The organism is Pseudomonas capeferrum, from assembly GCF_000731675.1.
Classification (GTDB): domain Bacteria; phylum Pseudomonadota; class Gammaproteobacteria; order Pseudomonadales; family Pseudomonadaceae; genus Aquipseudomonas; species Aquipseudomonas capeferrum.
On sequence record NZ_JMIT01000001.1, the window covers coordinates 1,161,013 to 1,178,687 of the forward strand.

Consider the following 17,675-nt stretch of genomic DNA (forward strand, 5'->3'; position numbering starts at 1 on the left):
CAAAACGCCCCGCCAGGCCAAAGCCTGCGGGGCGTTCGATTGAAGCCTGTAGCGGGGTCAGGCCAAGCGTTCGACCTGCGAAGGCGTACGTCGCATCAGCACCTTGCCATTGCGCACCGACACCAGCGCGTACCCTTGGCTGCGGACCATCTCGTAATCATCCGGCGCCGACAGCAACAGCAGGTTCGCTGGCCGCCCGACCTCGATGCCATAGCGATCCCCCAGGTTGAGCGTACGTGCACTGTTGTCGGTGATCAGGTCCAGGCAGCGTTGCAAGTCTTCATAGCCGAGCATGTGGCAGATGTGCAGCCCGGCCTCGAGGATGCGCAGGATGTTGCCGTTGCCCAGCGGGTACCACGGGTCGACGATGGAGTCCTGGCCAAAACACACGTTCATGCCCGCGCGGTCGATTTCCGCCACGCGCGTTACCCCGCGGCGCTTGGGGTAGCTGTCGAAACGCCCTTGCAGGTGAATGCTCTCGGTCGGGCACGACACAAAGTTGATGCCCGACATCTTGAGCAAACGGAACAGCTTGTAGCAGTAGGCGTTGTCGTAAGAGCCCATCGCCACGGTGTGGCTGGCCGTGACCCGGGCGCCCATGCCCCGCACGCGGGCCTCCTCGGCCAGCACTTCGAGGAAGCGCGACTGCGGGTCGTCGGTTTCGTCGCAGTGCACATCCACCAGGCAGCCGGTGCGCTCGGCCAGGTCCATCAGGAATTTGACCGACGACACGCCCTGGTCGCGGGTGTTCTCGAAATGCGGAATACCACCGACCACATCGGCGCCGATGGCAACTGCTTCGGTCATCAGCGCCCGGCCGTTGGCGTACGACTCGATGCCTTCCTGGGGGAAGGCGACGATTTGCAGGTCGACCAGGTGGCGCACCTCTTCACGCACCTCGACCATGGCCTTGAGCGCGGTGAGCTTGGGGTCGGTGACGTCGACATGGGTGCGTACGTGCTGAATGCCGTGGTCGACCAACATGCCGATGGTCTTGGTGGCGCGGGTCTTGATGTCTTCGTGGGTGGTGATTTCCTTGCGTTCGGCCCAGCGCTCGATGCCTTCGAACAAGGTGCCACTCATGTTCCACTTCGGCTGGCCGGCAGTGAGGGTGGCGTCGAGGTGGATGTGCGGCTCGACGAAGGGGGCTACCACCAGGTTCTGCCCGGCATCCAGGTCATCGCTGGCCCCTGGTGCCACCGTACCGCTCTGGGGCTGGATGCTGGCGATGCGGTCGCCGTTCAGTTCGATGCGAAACAAGCCAGCCTTGCCCCGCAGGCGTGCATTGATGATGTTCATGGCGTTACTCCTTGCCTTGGGCTTCGGTCATGCGCCAAACCAGCATGGCCACCGAAGCGTTCATACGAAAAAGCGGATCGTCCAGGGACTGGCCACTCAGTTGTTCGATGCGTTGAATGCGTTGGTTGATGGTATTACGGTGCAGCCCCAAGCGCTGGGCGGCCTTCAGCCCATTGCCATTCTCCTTGAGCAGGGCGTCGAGGGTATGCACCAGGGTATTGGGATGCTTGCGGCCCGGCGCGATCAACGGCCCAAGTGTCTGGGCGACGAAATCGTCGATCAACGAGCGATCGACGATACCTTGCAGCAGGCGCAGTACACCCAGTTCGCTGAAGTCGCAAAAGCCGTTGGCCGGGCGCAGGTTTTGCGCCACCTCCAAGGCCTGACGCGCCTCGTTGAGTGCATGGCGGTAGTGGGCACACTCCTCGGCACGGCTCGACAGGCCCATGTACAGGCCCAACTCCCCGGCCACAGCGACCAATTGCCGGTGCAGCGCGGCCAGCGTGGCTGGCAGGCCGGCAGCGTCCGGCAGCAACAGCACGAAAAGGTCACCCGGCAAGTGCGCGGTCACGGTGCCCGGCCTACCACGGCTCCACGCTTCCAACTGGTCTTCCAGGGCCTGGCGAACGCCTTGCCACACCCGCTCCCCCTGGGCCAGCCCATGGCGCTCGAACAAGCCATCGACGCCCGACAAGCGCAGCGCCAGCAGACGCCGCGGCTCGTCCAGCGCCAGTGCCAGGTGGGCCGCGCGTTGCCGGGCGATCGCCAGGCTTGGATAGTCACCGGTCAACAGCTGGCCCAGGATATCGTTGCGCGAACGCCGCACCTGGGTCATTTGTACCAGCGCCGTCCCGATCAGGTGGGTGACCACCACCATCTTCAGCGCATAAGGCTGCTCGATCAACGGCAAGCCCAGTTGCTCGGCACGCGTGAGCACGTTGGCCGGGATACCCTGGATGTACGTACCACCGGTAAGGATAACCAGGCCCGCGATGCCCACGGCCTCGCCGTCCTCCACCAGGCTCAGCAGGTTGGCCTCGCCACGCGGGTGGTTGATGCCCGTAACGAACACCAGCTCGCCGCCCATCACCCACTCGGCGATGCCTTCGTTCTCGGCTACATAAGGCCAGCGCACCCGCCGCTGCAGGTTGCGCGCGCCAGCGCGCACGGTCATCTCCTGCAGGCCGGGCAGGTGCAGAATTTCATCCAGTGCCAGACTCACGGCTCGACACCCGCCTCGCCTACCACCCGGCGCCGCCCGCTCAGTTCAAGCATGACGATGTAACACAGCGCCGAAGCAGCAATGCCCACCAGCGGCGCGACCCAGGGCGAGGCATACGCCAATACCGCACCTACGGCATAAGCAAAAAGCCCCACCCGGTTGTAACGCGGCAGGGCCGTTGCGCCCAGCGCCGGATACTGGCCGCGGTGGCGGTACCAGAAGTCGGCCATGATTACACCGCCCACCGGCGGAATCACCGAGCCCAGCAGCACCAGGAACGGGATCAGCATTTCGTACATGCCGCCGATGGCCAGCATGATCCCCACCCCGGCCGCGACCAGTGTCGCGGTGCGCCGGCGCTCGCTGCGCAGCAGGTGGCAGGCCGCTGCCGACACGTTGTAGAGGGTCGGGCCCTGAATCGTCCACAGGTTCAGGCACAACATCACCACGGCCGCGAATGACAGGCCTTGCAGCAGCATCACCTCGACGATGTCGGCCTGCTGATACACCATCGCGCACCAGGCCCCGGCGACCACCATCAGGCCATTGCCCAGCAGAAACGCGACGATGCTGGCCACCACCGCCACCCGCCCGCTGCGCGCCAGGCGCGTCCAGTTGGTGGCTTGGGTGGCGCCACTGGCGAAGGTGCCGAACACCATGGTCACGGCCGCCGAAAAAGTCATGGTTTCGTGCGGCACCACCGCGGCCAGGCCGGCAAACCCACCGGCATCGCGCGTGGCGATGTACATCGACACCAGCAGCAGCGCGAACATCAATGGCACCGAAACCCGTGATAGCACGTCCAGCCCTTTGAAACCGATGATGGCCGTGATACTGAAGCCCAAGCCGAACAGCACCATCAAGGGCACGGCAAAGCCCCCTGCCAGCCCCAACAGCTTGACCAGCACGATTGCCACCGTGGCCGTGCCCCAGGCGTACCAGCCGAGCTCAGCGAAACCCAGCAGAAAATCCGAAAGCCGGCTGCCCGCCTCACCAAAGCAGAAGCGGCCCATCAGCACGGTGTTGAGGCCGCTGCGTGACGCGATGAACGCCAGGGTGGCGGCATACAAAGCCAATAACGTGTTGCCGACCGTGGCCACCCACAGCATGTCGGCAAAGTTGAAGGCCATGCCCAGCTTGCCACCGGCGAACATCGTACCGGTAAAGAATGTGAAGCTGAACAACACCATGGCAATGGGCAACAGGCCCTTGCGGGAAGCGCGCGGGGCTTCGCAAAGCGGGAAATCGGTAGGTGAGCTCATTGCACGGGGCTCCGGGTGGTAGTTGGAGCAGGTAGAGCAATATGCGGGCCGCTTTCACAGCAGGTGGCAACCCTCGAAATGGGTGGCGAACGGCACAGCATAAGATGTGCACTGTGCCTATTAAAGCAGGGCTCATCCGAACAGGGTGTGTGCTTGATGCCTTGATTTGATGCAGCTACGCACCAAAGGTGAACAATACTGGGTAGTTTTTACCCAGCCCGGCGGCGTTGCCCAGGCGGCTTCATACAGCCTAGTAAAATCAGTTACTTAGGTTTTTTTTGATTACAATGCGTGCCCGTCTCTGAAATCTGCTTTCCCCCATGAAAAAACTGCTCTACGCCGTATCCCTGTTGCTCGCCGTCAACCTCCCCGCCTTCGCCAACCCGCCTTCGACCTTCACCGAAGCCAAGGTCGTCGCCAAACAGAAGATCTACCTGGACCAGGCAAGCAGCGCCATGGGTGACCTGTATTGCGGTTGCAAATGGACCTGGGTGGGCAAGTCGGGTGGGCGCATCGACGCCGCCTCCTGCGGATACGAGACCCGCAAGCAGCAAAACCGCGCCGAGCGTACCGAGTGGGAACACATCGTGCCCGCCTATACCTTCGGTAATCAGCGCCAGTGCTGGAAGAACGGCGGTCGCGAGCATTGTGTCGATGACGACCCGGTCTTCCGCGCCATGGAAGCCGACCTGTTCAACCTGTACCCGGCCGTGGGCGAGGTCAACGGTGACCGCAGCAACTTCAACTACGGCATGGTTGCCGGCAACGCCGGCCAATATGGCCAATGCCCGACCAAGGTCGATTTCGTACAGCGTGCTGCCGAACCCCGTGACGAAGTCAAAGGCCTGGTTGCCCGCACTACGTTCTACATGTTCGACCGCTACAAGCTGAGCATGTCGCGCCAGCAGCAACAACTGCTGATGGCCTGGGACAAGCAGCACCCCGTCTCGGCCTGGGAGCAGGAGCGCAACCGGCGCATCGCCGCCATCATGGGGCATGCCAACCCGTTCGTGACCGGCGAGCGCAAATGGACAGCCGACTACAAGCCCGTTGGCAGCGGCGTTGTGCAAGCCCTGCCGGCCAAGCCCGCCAAGGACGCGGCCAAGCCCAGCCTGGCCAGCAGCGCAGCAACCGGCGCAGTGCTCGGCAACCGCAACAGCCATGTCTATCACCTGGCCAATGGTTGCCCGGGTTACGCCCAGGTGGCCTCGAAGAACCAGGTGATGTTCGGCTCCGAAGGCGAGGCGCAGGCTGCGGGCTACCGCAAGGCTGGCAACTGCCGGTAACGGCCGCGCCCCGTCGGGTCAGCGCCTGGGCGTTTCGTTCACCAGGTTCGCCGGGCGTTCACCGGCCAGCGCGCTGAGCAGGTTGTCTACGGCGCAGCGCGCCATGGCCTCGCGGGTATCGTGCGTCGCCGAGCCGATATGCGGGGTCGCCACCACGTTGTCCAGTTGCAACAGGGGCGAATCGTTCGGCAAGGGTTCCTGAACGAACACGTCCAGGCCCGCGCCACGGATGCGTTTTTCACGCAAGGCCGCGATCAGCGCGGCTTCGTCCACCACCCGCCCCCGTGCAATGTTCACCAGAAACGCCTGCGGCTTCATCAGTGCCAACTCGCGGGTGCCGATCAGGCCCTCGGTGCTGGTACTCAGCGGTACGGTCAGGCACACGAAATCCGCCTGTTGCAACAGATCGTCCAGGCTGCAATGGCGCGCGTCGTAAAGCGCCTCCACCTCTGGCTTGGGGCGTGGGCTGTGGTAGAGCACGCGCATCCCGAAGCCGGCCGCACCGCGCCGCGCCAGCGCTTGGCCAATGCGCCCCATGCCGACGATGCCTAAGGTCTTGCCATGCACGTCGCTGCCAAAATGCGCCGGCCCGAGGCTGGCCTGCCACTGGCCGTCACGCACCCAGCCCGCCAGCTCCACCACCCGACGCGCACTGGCCAGGATCAGGGCAAAGCCAGTATCGGCGGTGGTTTCGGTGAGTACGTCTGGGGTGTTGGTCAGCATGATGCCGCGCCGGGTCAGGTCGGCAATGTCGTAGTTGTCGACCCCCACCGACACACTGGCGATCACCTTCAATTGCGGGGCCAGGTCGAGCAGGTTGCTGTCCAGGCGCAGGCTCGCGCCCAGCAGCCCCTGAGCGCCGGGTAAGGCATCACGCAGGCGGGCCAGGCCGTCCGGCCGCGTGGTATCCACCCAGGTCACTTCAACCTGTTGTTGCAGGCGCGCCATGAGGTCGTCGGACAGGCGTTTGTACAGCACGATTCGCTTTTTCATACCAGGGTTTCCTGTTGGCTCATTGCCAGGTGGGAGCCGCCCCGTTTGGCACGGCCAGGCGTTTGGGTTGTTTTCAGCGCTGCCGTGAGCGCGACGGCGGTCAGCAACGCGCCGCACATAAACAGATAAGAGGCGCCCGGCCCGCCGGTGGCGCCATTGAGGTAACCCACCAGCCAAGAGCCGCCGAAGGAACCCAGCGCGCCCATGCTGTTGATCAGCGCCATGGCGCCACCGGCAACGTTGCTGGGGAGGATTTCCGGGACAATCGCGAAGAACGGGCCATAGGGCGCGTACATGCAGGCCCCGGCGATCACCAGCAGTGCGTAGGACCACCAGAAATGCTCGCTGCCCAAGGCATACGAGCCATAGAAGGCCAGCGCCGCGATCAGCAAGGGTGGCCAGACGAAACGCTTGCGCTTCTGCAAGCGGTCCGAAGCCCAGGACACCCCGACCATGGCCAGCACCGCTGCCAGATACGGCACCGACGACAGCCAGCCCGCCTGCACGATGTCGACGTTCGCCGCCTGCTTCAGAATCGAGGGCAGCCAGAGCACGAAGCCATAAACCCCGATGCTCCAGCAGAAGTACTGCATCGACAGGATGATCACCTGCGGCGAACGGAACGCCTCGCGGTAGTTTTTCACAGGCTTTATGCCCTGCTGTTCCGCTGCCAGGGCTTGCTCCAGGCTGGCCTTTTCCTGCGCGCTCAACCAGTTGACCTGGGCTGGCCGGTCATCCACCAGGCGCCACCAGAAGAACGCCCAGATCACCGCCGGCAGGCCTTCGATGATGAACATCCAGCGCCAGTCGTAGTGTTTGATGAGGTAGCCCGACACCACCGACATCCACAGGATGGTCACCGGGTTGCCGAGCATCAGGAAGGTGTTGGCCCGCGAGCGTTCGGCGCGGGTGAACCAGTGGCAGAGGTACACCAGCATCGCCGGCATTACCGCGGCTTCCACCACCCCGAGCAGGAAGCGGATGCCGATCAGCATGTACACATTGCTGATCATGCCCGTCAGGGTAGCCAGGCCGCCCCAGAGGATCAGGCTGACGAAGATCAGCTTCTTCACGCTGCGTTTTTCGGCGTAGATGGCGCCGGGTACCTGGAAGAAGAAGTAACCGAGGAAGAACAGCGCCCCCAGCAGCGACGACAGCACCGGGGTGATCTTCAGGTCGTCGGCCATGCCGGAAGCGGCGGCGAACCCATAGTTTGCGCGGTCGAGGTACGCCAGGCTGTAGGTGACGAACACGATCGGGATGATGTACCACCAGCGGCGGCGCGCGAGACTTGTCGTTTGCATGATGTGTGCTCCTGAGCTTTTTGTTTTTGTTGCAACAGGTACCAAGGGTTCGGGATCAGGCCGTCAAGCGCGCCTGCGCAGGTCGTGCTCCTCCAGTTCGCGGCGCAGCGGCAAGCCTTCCATATCGCCGCGCGACTGCACGGCGCGGCTGCCACACCAGTTGCCGCGTGCCACCGCCTGCGGCAGTTCGCGGCCTTCGAGCAAGGCACTGAGTACACCGACGGCAAAGGCGTCACCGGCGCCGACGGTGTCCACCACCTTGGCCACCGGCACCGCAGCCACCTGGCCCTCGCATCTGCCGGTGCGAAAATAGGCGCCCTCATCACCCAGTTTGATCACCACCAGCTCCACCCCTTTGTCGAGGTAGAACGCGGCGATGTCCGCCGGGGTGTGCTGGCCAGTCAGCAGGCGCCCCTCCTCCAGGCCGGGCAGCACCCAGTCGGCCTTGACAGCCAGGGCGTTGATCTCGCGGACCATGCACGTGCGGTCTGGCCACAGCGAGGGGCGCAGGTTGGGGTCGAACGAAATGCTGCGCCCGGCCGCGCGCATGGCGTCCACCAGCGCGTGGGACAACGCCCTGCACCCGGTCGAAAGCGCCAAGGGGATGCCGGTGGCGTGCAGATGCCGGGCCTGCAGCCAATGCGGGCGGACCTGGTTCGGCGATAGCAGGCTGGCAGCGGAGTGGCCGCGGAAGTACTCCACGGCGGGGTCGCTGCCATCCTCGCAGCGGGCCTTGAGCTGAAAGCCGGTGGGGTGTTTGCAGTCGACTTCGACATCAGTGCAGTCCAGCCCTTCGCGGCGCAGGCTGTCGAGAACGAAGCGGCCCAGCGAGTCGTTGCCGACGCGGCTCAACCAGCGGACCTTGAAGCCGAGGCGCGACAGGCCGATGGCCACGTTGCTGTCGGCCCCAGCGATACGCTTGCCGAACTGCCCGACCTGCGCCAGGTCGCCGGTCTGCTCGGCCACGAACATGGCCATGGTCTCGCCAAAGCACAGCACGTCATGCTCATGCATGGCTCACCTCCTCGCCCAGTTTGGACAGGGCGGCGACCTGAGCACGGGTCAATGTCAGCAAATCGTCGCTGACCAAGGGGTATTCCACCGCACGCACCACACCGGGCGTGAACTCGCCCAGCAAGGCCTCCCAGGCCTGCAGGTCTTCAACTTGCGGGGGCACTGCGGCCAGCCGGCCGTCAGGCTTGCGTTCGACCGCCTTGCAGTGCACATAACGCACCCAGCGCCCAAGCGTGCGGGCCGCTTGCTGCGCCGATTGCGCTTGCCATTGCCAGTTACCGATGTCGAAGGTCATGCCCAGCGCCAGGCCAAGGTCGTCGGCGCGCTGGAAGAACCGGCGCATCGGCTCGATGCGCCCGCCCTGCTCGGTCTGGTCGTTTTCGACCAACAACACAGGGCCGTCGTGAGGTATCAGCGTTGCCAACGCCCCCACATCGCAGCGGTCGTTGTAGTGCCCCAGGGACACCTTCAACGCGACCGCGCCTAGTGCGCGCGCCAACGCCAGTTTCTGTGTCAGCCGGGCATCGGGCAGGCCTTGCTCGGTCCACAGTTCAAGGGGTGTCGAGTAAAGGCATTCGAGCTTTGACGCGGCGATGGCGTTGGCCAGCGCGGCGGTGTCCGGCGCACTGTCGAACAGCTCTTCGCGAAATTCGACACGGGCAACGCCTGCGGCGGCGAGCAAGCCCAGAAAGTGCGCCTGACCGCGCTGGCGTACCAAGGTGGCGCCGTAGCTGGAAAGACTGATGGAAACGGGGTTCGAGCGCATTGTTATTGTCCTTATGAAACCGGTTTCATTTTTCGACACGGCCTAACCGCCACGTGCCTGTGGTTCATTCGCGTGAGTGTGTTGAGCCTCGGATGATCAGGTCGGCTTTGAAGTCGATACGTCGGGGTGCCGCGCTTTCGCCGCGCAGACGGTCGAGCAGGCAGTTGAAGGCGGCCACGCCGATTCGCTCGGTGGGCTGGGCCAATGCGGTGATGCCGCTACCGACCAAGGGGTACCAGTCCAGTTCGTCGAGGGCGATCAGGCCGACGTCCTCGAACAAGCTGCAACCCGAGTCGTGCAGGGCGCGGGTAACGGCCAGCGTGGCCACGCCGTTGCAGGTGAAGATGGCCTGCGGGCCATGGCCGCTGGCCGCAAGAAACGAAGCCAGGCCGGCTCCCAGGCCTGGGGTGACTTCCAGCACCTGGTGGCGCATCCCTGAACGCCGGCTGATGGACGCACCGAACGCCTGCACCCGCTCAACACGCGAGCTGGTGCCGTCGAGGGGTTCGGTGACTGCCAGAATGTCGCGGTAGCCCTGCGCCTGCAGGTGGTCCAGGGCTTGTTCGACGGCATCGGCATTGTCCAGGCCGACCAGGTCGACCTTGAGCTCCGGCAATTGGCGGTCGACGAGGACCATGGGGATTTCGCGCTGCAGGTTGAGCAGTTCGCCGGGATGATGGCCGAGGGTGTTCACGATCAACCCCTCGACGTTGTAAGACTGCAGGGCCACCAGGTGATGGCGCTCCTGCTCGTCGTCGCGGTTGGTGTTGCACACCACCAGGCTGTAGCCGTGCTGGCGGCAGGCGGTTTCGACGCCATGCATCACCGCCACCGAATAAGGGTTGAGGATGTCCGCCACCAACATGCCGATCAGCCGGGTCTGCCCGCGCTTCAGGCCCCTGGCCATCTGGTTGGGGCGATAGCCGAGGCGCTCGATGACCTCTGCCAGGCGCTTGGCGGTGGCCTCGGCCAGTAACTGGCGATCACCCCCGATGTAGCGCGAGACGGTGGCTTTGGATACGCCGGCGACACGGGCTACTTCGCTGATGGTCACCCGCTCACGGGTATTGGCAAGCATGTCGGTCATCGGTGTCCCTTGTGATTATTGTCGGTGACGGTATGAAACCGGTTTCAATACATCAAAACCGGCGCATTTAGTCATCTACCGTTCGTCGGGATTTACCTTGACCAAAGCGTAAGGGGCGCAGAGCGCCCCCTGAGGGTTAATGGGTTGTCACCTGCCCAAGGTCATCCCCCGACGTATGCTTCATGTCATCGGTCCGCAACTTGGCGACCTCGCCCGCCTTCACCGCCCCACCTTGGTTCCCCCAGCTGGTGCGTATGAAACTGACCACATCCGCCACTTCCTGGTCACTCAACCGCCAACCGAACGCCGGCATGGTCAAGTTCGACGGGGCCGTGTGTGTGGCAGGCACCGTGCCGCCGGCCAGTACCACATGGATCAGCGAGGTCGCATCGGCCGTCTGCACCACCGGGTTGCCGGCCAATGCCGGGAATACCCGGGTATAGCCGTGGCCATCGGTACGGTGGCAGGCCGCGCAGTTATCGATGTACACCGACGCGCCGGGCTTGCTGTCATCGCCGTTCCAAAGCGCTTGTGCGACCTGCTTGTCATACACATGCGGCTTGTCGTCAGGATTGCTCGCGGGCAACGTCTTGAGGTAACGGGCAATGGCGGTGAGGTCTGCGTCGCTCATGTACTGCATGCTGTGCTCGACCACATCGCTCATGCCGCCGAACACGGCGCTGCGCTCGCTTCGGCCAGTCTTGAGGAACTGCACCAGTTGCGCTTCGCTCCAGCTGCCCAGGCCATCCTTGTGGTCGCCGCGAAGGCTCTTGGCGATCCAGCCCTCAAGCGGGGCGCTACCTGCCAGAAACTGCTCGCCATCCTGCGGGCTCAGCGCCTTTTCCTGCATAGTCAAGGCGCGCGGGGTATGGCAGGCACCGCAGTGGCCAAGCCCCTCGACCAGGTAGGCGCCGCGATTGACCACCGGGTCGGCAGCCGCCGAGGCCTGCCAGGCTTTCACTTCTGGGGCGAACAACCCGCGCCAGATCGCCAACGGCCAACGCATGCTCAACGGCCATGGAATATCCGTCGCCTTATTGGGCTGGGCAACCGGCTCGACGCCTTGCATGAAGTAGGCATACAGCGCACGCATGTCTTCATCGTTGACGCGCGCATACGAGGGGTACGGCATGGCGGGGTACAAGGTGCTGCCGTCCTTGCCGACGCCATGGCGCACGGCCTGGTCGAAGTCTTCAAAACTGTAATGGCCGATACCGCTGGCGTCAGGCGTGATATTGGTCGAGTACACTGTGCCGATGGGTGTTTCCATGGGCAGCCCGCCTGCGAACGGCTTGCCGCCTTTGGCCGTGTGGCAGGCCACGCAGTCACCTGCGCGCGCCAGATATTCGCCCTGCTTGATCAGCGTACTGTCGGCCTGAGCCGTCAGGCTTGCAGCGCACAGGGCCGTTGCGATCAACATTGTCTTCATGCTCATCGCTCCTCAAGCCTGAACCAGTGGGCCAGGGTTTTTCAGGTACTGCTCGCGGATCGCGCGGGCAGACCAATACGTCAGGGCCGCCACCAGCCCGGTCGGGTTGTAACCCAACCCCTGCGGGAACGCAGACGCCCCCGGGACGAAGACGTTGGGCACGTCCCAGCTCTGCAGGTAACGGTTCAGTGCGCTGGTCTTGGGGTCGGTGCCCATGATCGCGCCGCCGTTGAGGTGAGTGGTCTGGTAGCTGGCGGTGTTGAAGTGTTCCTTGACCTTTTTGCCCAGCACGGCAATGGACTTGGGGTTCATCGCCTGGGCGACCTTGCTGAGTTTGTCGACCATGAACTGGTTCATCTTGATGTCGTTTTCCTGCCAGTCGAAGGTCATGCGCAGCAACGGTTGGCCGAAGGCATCGCGGTAGGTTGGGTCCAGGTCCAGGTAGTTGCCCCGGTACGACTGGTGCGCGCCATGTGCGTCCATTGACACCTGGTGGGTGTAGTAGTCGGCGGTGGCCTTTTTCCAGGCGCTGCCCCAGGCGGGCGTGCCGGGCGGGTTGGCGATGCCGGCGATCGGGCGGCTGCCGGCCTGGTTCACCCACATGGGCGAGCCGCCGACGAAACCATATGGCCCGTGGTCGAAGTTATCTGCGTTGAAGTCATCGATCGCAATGCCGTTGCCACCGGCGCCGATGAAGTTGTTGGTGTAGGTGTCCTTGTCGAAGAACGCCTTGACCGTGCCCATGTTCTGGTAGGCGAAGTTGCGCCCGACCACGCCTTCGTTCTTGACCGGGTCGTACGGTTTGCCGATGCCCGATAGCAGCATCAGGCGCACGTTGTTGAACTGGAAGGCCGCGAGGATGACCAGGTCCGCCGGCTGCTCCACTTCCCGCCCTTGCGCGTCGATGTAGGTCACGCCGGTGGCGTTGCGCTTGCTGTCGTCCAGGTTCACCCGCAACACATGGGCGTTGGCGCGCAGCTCGAAATTCGGTACCTGGCGCAGCGCCGGCAGGATGTTCACGTTGGGCGAGGCCTTGGAGTACATGTAGCAGACGTAGCCACTGCAGAAACCGCAGAAATTGCACGGCCCCATCTGCGCCCCGTAGGGGTTGGTGTAGGGCCCGGAGGTATTGGCCGAAGGCAGGTTGTACGGTTTGTAGCCCAGGCTGGTCGCGGCCTTTTCAAACAGTTTTGCCGACACCACGTTCTTCTGTGCGGGCAGCGGGAACGGGCTGGAGCGATCAGCGGCATAGGGGTTGCCGCCCTTCCCCGCGCCGACCACCGTACCGTTGACGGTCCAGGCCTGGCCCGAGGTGCCGAAGACCTTCTCGGCAAAGTCGAAGTACGGCTCAAGCTCCTGATACGTGACGCCGAAGTCCTGAATGGTCATGTCTTCGGGGATGAACGCCTTGCCGTAGCGTTCTTCGTAGTGGCTGCGCATGCGCAGCTCGATCGGGTCTACCCGAAAATGCACACCAGACCAGTGCAGGCCCGCGCCGCCTACGCCCTTGCCTGGCAAGAACGCGCCCAGCTGGCGGTTGGGCAACGCGACATCGTTGACGCTGTGGCGGATGGTGACGGTCTCTTTCGACACATCGACGAACAGCTTCTTGCGCACGCTGTAGGTGAGTTCATCGATCACCTGCGGGTAGCTGCCCTCGGGGTAGGTATCCTGCATCGGGCCACGTTCCAGGGCAACGACCTGCAGCCCTGCTTCGGTAAGCTCCTTGGCCATGATCGCGCCGGCCCAGCCGAAACCGACGATCACAGCATCAACTTTCTTCAACACATTCGCCATGGTTCAGGCCCTCTCGCCGCGGATGGACACAGCCGGGAACGGATACGGCTCATTGCGCTCGACCCAGTCCATGAAGTCGGCCCGAGCACCGGGGAAACCGATCTGGGTCCAGCCCACCATGCCTTTGTTGCCGCCGTGAACCGGGTCGCAGAAGAACCCTTCGCGGGTGTTCTGCACCAGCAAGCTGAAAAACAGTTTGGCCGGAAGCGCGTCGAAAACCAGCTCACCGGCTTCCACCTTGGCGAGAATACGGTCCCGGGTAGCGCTATCTTGCGCAGCAAAAACGTGTCCGGAGTTGGCTTTGCACCAGTCATCCACGGCGGCGATGCCCAGGCGATAGATCTGTTGCGGGCTGAGTTGCAACTGATAACCCAACTCTGGGGCGGCGTCGGCATTGAACGGCCCCTGCATGTACCACTGCGCGCCGGTTGCATACGGGGTATTCATCTGGCGGTCGATGAATTCGGCGGCGCCGGCCTCAAGCGCGCCAGGGCCAAGCTCATCGGCGGGGATGATACGGGCAACAGCGGCTTGCAGAAACGCCCACTCCTCGGCGGTAAAAAAGGTCGGCTGGTAGTGCCCCGCCGGCGGCGTGGCAGGCACTTTGGGTGCGTGCTGCGGGGCCGCAAGCAACTGGCTGGCACCCACGCCCAGCCCCGTGCTGGCCACGGTCACGACGGGTATCAGGGTCAAGGTCTTGCGCAGGAAGTCCCTGCGTGGGTTATCGGGGGCATGCTCAGGCATTACGAATCCTCATCGGCTTGGGGGCGGCCTCGATACGAACCGTCTGATGTTCAATGTGGGGGGGATCTTGATAGGCCATCAAGAAGACAGCCGAATAATCTAACGCGTTCAGAAATGTTTTGAAACCGGTTTCATGCTTGACTTTCTGGCCACAGCTAAAGCCCAGCTGCGGGAATCCGTGGCTCGCCAAGGTTTTTCACACCCGGCACTTTAAAGCACCCACCGCCTTCTCTAGCCGCAACCAATAGTTTCCTAGCAAAGTAGAAAACGAAACTTCCTACAACTGTTTAGGACGCTCAATACTCTCCAGTGAACTGATTCCTCGTTAGTGTTCAGGCTCCAGCTAAATGCTTACGTCTGATCGCGCGGGTGGCCCATGCCCTTTGCAGACGCTGCCTGACTTTCGAGGGAATCCGCATGCCCAGCCAGTCCGACTTTTACTTCACCTTCCAGCCGCTGGCTGGTCAGAGTGAATTCGAAGTGGTTTCGTTCGAACTCAACGAAGCGATAAGTACACCCTACCAGCTGAACCTGGAGCTGATCAGCTTCGACGATGAAGTCGATTTCGGCCAACTGCTCGACAAACCTGTGCTGTTTACCATTTGGCGTGGGAAGCGCGCGCTGCGCTACGTGCACGGCCTGGTCAGCACCTTCAGCCAAGGCGACACAGGTTTTTGCCGCACACGTTATCGCGCCTTGGTCGAACCCATGCTGGCGCGCGCCGGGCTGCGCTCCAACTGGCGCATCTTCCAGCAGAAGACCGTGCCGCAAATACTTGAAATCATGCTTAAGCGCCAAGGCATCCTTCATTTTCAGCTGAACAGCAGCGGCGAGCATCAAGTACGCGAGTTCTGCGTGCAAGCCGGTGAAACCGATCTCGCTTTCATCGCCCGCCTGGCTGCCGAAGAAGGGTTCGTCTACCGCTTCGAGCACACGCCGAAGCAACACATGCTGCTCTTCACCGACCGCTTGCTGTGGCTGGGGCAGATCAGCCGTGGTGTCATCCAGCGCGACGACGATGAAGGCTTCGATGACGACGACATCGACCCCAACCAGGTGCTGTACCGCTCCAACCGGGGTGGGGACCAGGCCATGCCTTGCCTGCACCGGTTGCGCTACAGCGAGCAGGTGCGTACTGCGCGCCAGGTGCAACGGGATTACACCTTCACCAACCCGGCCTACCGGCAGGAGCATCGCGCAGAAGCCAGTGACCTGAAACATCAATCTACAGCGTACGAGTACTTCGACTACCCCGGCCGCTACAAGCGTGACGCTGTCGGCGTGCCCTTCACGGCCACCCGGATCACCGCTCTGCGCCATGATGCCCGCATTGCCGAAGTGGAAGGCGATGATGTGCGCCTGCAACCGGGGCTGAGTTTCACCCTGATCGAGCACCCTCGGGACGACTTGAACGTGCACTGGCGTGTGATCAACGTGCACCATGAAGGTACCCAGTTTACCAGCCTGCAGGAGGAAGCCGCGGGCGCCCAGCAAGGTACTCGTTACTCGCAGGCCGCAGTGCTGGTGCCGGGCAGAGCCGAGTGGCGCCCGGCGCCGCTGGCCAAGCCGCGCATCGACGGCCCGCATATGGCAACCGTCGTCGGCCCGCCTGGCGAGGAGATCTATTGCGATTCGTGGGGCCGGGTCAAGGTCAGCTTCCCCTGGGACCGGGAGAGCGAGAACAATGAATTCAGCTCCTGCTGGGTGCGGGTTTCGCAAGGCTGGGCCGGTGGTAGCTGGGGCTCGATGGCCATCCCGCGTATCGGCCAGGACGTGATCATCCAGTATGTCAACGCCGACCCGGACCAGCCGATGATCACCGGCCGTACCTACTGCGGGAATCAGCTTCCGCCCTACGACCTGCCCGAACACAAGACGCGCATGACCATCAAGAGCCAGACCCACAAGGGCGGTGGTTACAACGAGCTGCGCTTCGAAGACGAACTGGGCCGACAAGAAGTGTTCATCCACGCAGAACGGGACCAGAACAACGTTGTAAAGCACAACGAAACCACGCAGGTCGGCAACGATCGCGCCGAACGCGTGGAGCAAGACGAATCGATTTCGATTGGCCGGGACCGCCGGGAAGATGTCGCCCAAGACGAGTCACTCAGCATTGGCCAGAACCGCGTACACGAAATTGGTAATGACGACAGCCTGTCAATCGGCCGAACCCATACCATCGTCACAGGGCAGGACCGGATCGAAAAAGTTGGCAATCACCGCCAGGACTTCACCAAAGCCAACCACACGGTAGAGATCGGTGGCCACCTCGAACAAGTGGTGGCAGGTCATAACCTATTGCAAACCGGGGAAGCCATCCGGCACACCACCAAGGTGTACGACATACAGGTCAGCGAGAGCCTCACAATCAGAAGCCCGGGCGGGCTGCTGCGGATCGATGGGGCCGGTGTGTCGTTGGATGGCGTGGCACTCGCGTTCAGAGGGCCGGTCAGCCAGCAGGCAGTGGGCAGCCAACGTACAACGTCGACCGCCGGCATACCGGAGCCCGGCGAGCCCATTTGCCTCAGCTGCATGCTGAAAGCGATCGCGGACGGCCACAACATGATCCGCATGGGGGGCACCCACTGATGCCGAGCCCTTTCGTCAGAGCACTGGTCGAGGTACTGAGAACCTCCGATCGGTATCGCCTGAGCGCCATTGTCGAAATGGCCGATCTTTCACCTCAAACTCGTGAAGAGCTGACCGAGTATTACTCGGGGCGCTGCTGGCCACTGTTGCAGCAAGCTCAATTCAGCAACTTGCGAGCAGTAGGGCCCTGGCTATTCGGTTCGCGCCCTGGTTCTGATGTCTCAGCCCAATACGACTTTCAATGGCAGCTCGAACAAGGCGCAGTGGGTGCGGTATGCGGCTGGATAGTCAGCGCGTTGCCACCTGGCCTGCTCGCCCGACACTTGAGCCAGGCCAACATCGTCACCGGTGCAGATGGCCACGCGTACCTTATGCGCTACCACACCGCTGCAGCCCTTGGCGTGCTGGCTGCACACCGCCAGTTGCCTGGGGTCAGCGAGTGGTTGGCGCCTATCTATCACTGGTGGGCACCCGTGGCGGACCCGCACAAAACACTGTGGTTGAAGATAGCCGGCGGCAACCAAGCGCCACCTGCACAGATCACGCCCATCACGCTGGACGATAACTGCTGGGCTGCATTGGCGGGAGACCCACTGAGCTACCAACTTGCCGAGATACTGAAGGGCGAGCAGTCCTGCCCCACCTTGGCCGCTGCTTGCCACGGCACACGGGTTGGCCTGATCCAGCACTACCTCGATCGGGCACGTGAGCAAGGCCTGGACCGTGAGGAGGACCTCATCACCTATGTACTGATGACGGCGCGCGACGGTGAACATCTGAGCACATCACCGGCCTGGCAGGACGCAATCGCTGCGACACGCGAGCAGCGGACCGCCCTTATCGACAACGTGCAGCAATACCTGCGCACCAAGGTCTGAGG

Annotated in this window: 14 protein-coding genes; 3 read left to right on the forward strand and 11 right to left on the reverse strand. The window is 63.1% G+C overall.

The features are described 5' to 3' along the window. Nucleotides 1–57: 57 nt before the first annotated feature. The 3 genes from codA to codB are packed head-to-tail and all read right to left on the reverse strand — an operon-like array spanning nucleotide 58 to nucleotide 3,783. Entirely contained in the window at nucleotides 58–1,299 is a 1,242-nt protein-coding gene (gene codA / locus PC358_RS05145; RefSeq protein ID WP_033697965.1) for a cytosine deaminase, read from the reverse strand. Nucleotides 1,300–1,303: 4 nt separating this feature from the next. Further along, entirely contained in the window at nucleotides 1,304–2,521 is a 1,218-nt protein-coding gene (locus PC358_RS05150; protein WP_033697966.1) for a PucR family transcriptional regulator, read from the reverse strand. Then, entirely contained in the window at nucleotides 2,518–3,783 is a 1,266-nt protein-coding gene (gene codB, locus PC358_RS05155) for a cytosine permease (protein ID WP_033697967.1), read from the reverse strand. Before codB ends, PC358_RS05150 begins: the two co-directional genes overlap by 4 nt. Before the next feature lie 320 nt (nucleotides 3,784–4,103). Here codB and PC358_RS05160 point away from each other — a divergent pair, with 320 nt between their 5' ends. Next, nucleotides 4,104–5,069 carry an endonuclease gene (locus tag PC358_RS05160; protein WP_033697968.1) on the forward strand — a complete coding sequence of 322 codons (966 nt, stop codon included), beginning with the start codon at nucleotides 4,104–4,106 and terminating at the stop codon, nucleotides 5,067–5,069. A gap of 18 nt (nucleotides 5,070–5,087) precedes the next feature. On the opposite strand, the gene PC358_RS05165 is transcribed toward PC358_RS05160, so the two are convergent. From PC358_RS05165 to PC358_RS05200, 8 genes are all read right to left on the reverse strand, one after another. Then, nucleotides 5,088–6,062: a 2-hydroxyacid dehydrogenase gene (locus PC358_RS05165; RefSeq protein ID WP_033697969.1), complete on the reverse strand. Its 975-nt coding sequence runs from the start codon at nucleotides 6,060–6,062 to the stop codon at nucleotides 5,088–5,090. Further along, nucleotides 6,059–7,366, reverse strand: a complete 1,308-nt coding sequence (locus tag PC358_RS05170; protein WP_033697970.1) for an MFS transporter — start codon at nucleotides 7,364–7,366, stop codon at nucleotides 6,059–6,061. Before PC358_RS05170 ends, PC358_RS05165 begins: the two co-directional genes overlap by 4 nt. A 63-nt stretch (nucleotides 7,367–7,429) precedes the next feature. Then, nucleotides 7,430–8,380, reverse strand: coding sequence for a sugar kinase (locus tag PC358_RS05175; protein ID WP_033697971.1), 951 nt, complete (start codon nucleotides 8,378–8,380; stop codon nucleotides 7,430–7,432). Beyond that, nucleotides 8,373–9,146, reverse strand: a complete 774-nt coding sequence (locus PC358_RS05180) for an AP endonuclease (RefSeq protein ID WP_033697972.1) — start codon at nucleotides 9,144–9,146, stop codon at nucleotides 8,373–8,375. The genes PC358_RS05175 and PC358_RS05180 overlap by 8 nt, the downstream gene beginning before the upstream one ends. 64 nt (nucleotides 9,147–9,210) lie before the next feature. Continuing rightward, the gene (locus PC358_RS05185) at nucleotides 9,211–10,233 is read right to left on the reverse strand and encodes a LacI family DNA-binding transcriptional regulator (protein ID WP_033697973.1); all 1,023 of its coding nucleotides are present in this window, start codon (nucleotides 10,231–10,233) and stop codon (nucleotides 9,211–9,213) included. A 136-nt stretch (nucleotides 10,234–10,369) separates the two neighbouring features. Then, complete coding sequence (locus tag PC358_RS05190; RefSeq protein ID WP_371925412.1) at nucleotides 10,370–11,653, reverse strand: c-type cytochrome; 1,284 nt, start codon at nucleotides 11,651–11,653, stop codon at nucleotides 10,370–10,372. Nucleotides 11,654–11,674: 21 nt separating this feature from the next. Beyond that, nucleotides 11,675–13,459 carry a GMC family oxidoreductase gene (locus tag PC358_RS05195; protein WP_033697975.1) on the reverse strand — a complete coding sequence of 595 codons (1,785 nt, stop codon included), beginning with the start codon at nucleotides 13,457–13,459 and terminating at the stop codon, nucleotides 11,675–11,677. Between the two features lie 3 nt (nucleotides 13,460–13,462). After that, the gene (locus PC358_RS05200; RefSeq protein WP_033697976.1) at nucleotides 13,463–14,203 is read right to left on the reverse strand and encodes a gluconate 2-dehydrogenase subunit 3 family protein; all 741 of its coding nucleotides are present in this window, start codon (nucleotides 14,201–14,203) and stop codon (nucleotides 13,463–13,465) included. 417 nt (nucleotides 14,204–14,620) lie between these two features. On the opposite strand from PC358_RS05200, the gene PC358_RS05205 reads away from it, so the two are divergent. Together PC358_RS05205 and PC358_RS05210 are read left to right on the forward strand one after the other, a co-directional pair. Beyond that, complete coding sequence (locus PC358_RS05205) at nucleotides 14,621–16,795, forward strand: type VI secretion system Vgr family protein (protein ID WP_033697977.1); 2,175 nt, start codon at nucleotides 14,621–14,623, stop codon at nucleotides 16,793–16,795. Beyond that, entirely contained in the window at nucleotides 16,795–17,673 is an 879-nt protein-coding gene (locus tag PC358_RS05210) for a DUF4123 domain-containing protein (RefSeq protein WP_033697978.1), read from the forward strand. The genes PC358_RS05205 and PC358_RS05210 overlap by 1 nt, the downstream gene beginning before the upstream one ends. Nucleotides 17,674–17,675: the final 2 nt, after the last annotated feature.

Coding starts and splice junctions, on each gene's coding strand:
- codA (WP_033697965.1), bottom strand. CDS start 1,299: ATGAACATCATCAATGCACGCCTGCGGGGCAAGGCTGGCTTGTTTCGC.
- codB (WP_033697967.1), bottom strand. CDS start 3,783: ATGAGCTCACCTACCGATTTCCCGCTTTGCGAAGCCCCGCGCGCTTCC.
- PC358_RS05160 (WP_033697968.1), top strand. CDS start 4,104: ATGAAAAAACTGCTCTACGCCGTATCCCTGTTGCTCGCCGTCAACCTC.
- PC358_RS05165 (WP_033697969.1), bottom strand. CDS start 6,062: ATGAAAAAGCGAATCGTGCTGTACAAACGCCTGTCCGACGACCTCATG.
- PC358_RS05170 (WP_033697970.1), bottom strand. CDS start 7,366: ATGCAAACGACAAGTCTCGCGCGCCGCCGCTGGTGGTACATCATCCCG.
- PC358_RS05175 (WP_033697971.1), bottom strand. CDS start 8,380: ATGCATGAGCATGACGTGCTGTGCTTTGGCGAGACCATGGCCATGTTC.
- PC358_RS05180 (WP_033697972.1), bottom strand. CDS start 9,146: ATGCGCTCGAACCCCGTTTCCATCAGTCTTTCCAGCTACGGCGCCACC.
- PC358_RS05185 (WP_033697973.1), bottom strand. CDS start 10,233: ATGACCGACATGCTTGCCAATACCCGTGAGCGGGTGACCATCAGCGAA.
- PC358_RS05190 (WP_371925412.1), bottom strand. CDS start 11,653: ATGTTGATCGCAACGGCCCTGTGCGCTGCAAGCCTGACGGCTCAGGCC.
- PC358_RS05195 (WP_033697975.1), bottom strand. CDS start 13,459: ATGGCGAATGTGTTGAAGAAAGTTGATGCTGTGATCGTCGGTTTCGGC.
- PC358_RS05200 (WP_033697976.1), bottom strand. CDS start 14,203: ATGCCTGAGCATGCCCCCGATAACCCACGCAGGGACTTCCTGCGCAAG.
- PC358_RS05205 (WP_033697977.1), top strand. CDS start 14,621: ATGCCCAGCCAGTCCGACTTTTACTTCACCTTCCAGCCGCTGGCTGGT.
- PC358_RS05210 (WP_033697978.1), top strand. CDS start 16,795: ATGCCGAGCCCTTTCGTCAGAGCACTGGTCGAGGTACTGAGAACCTCC.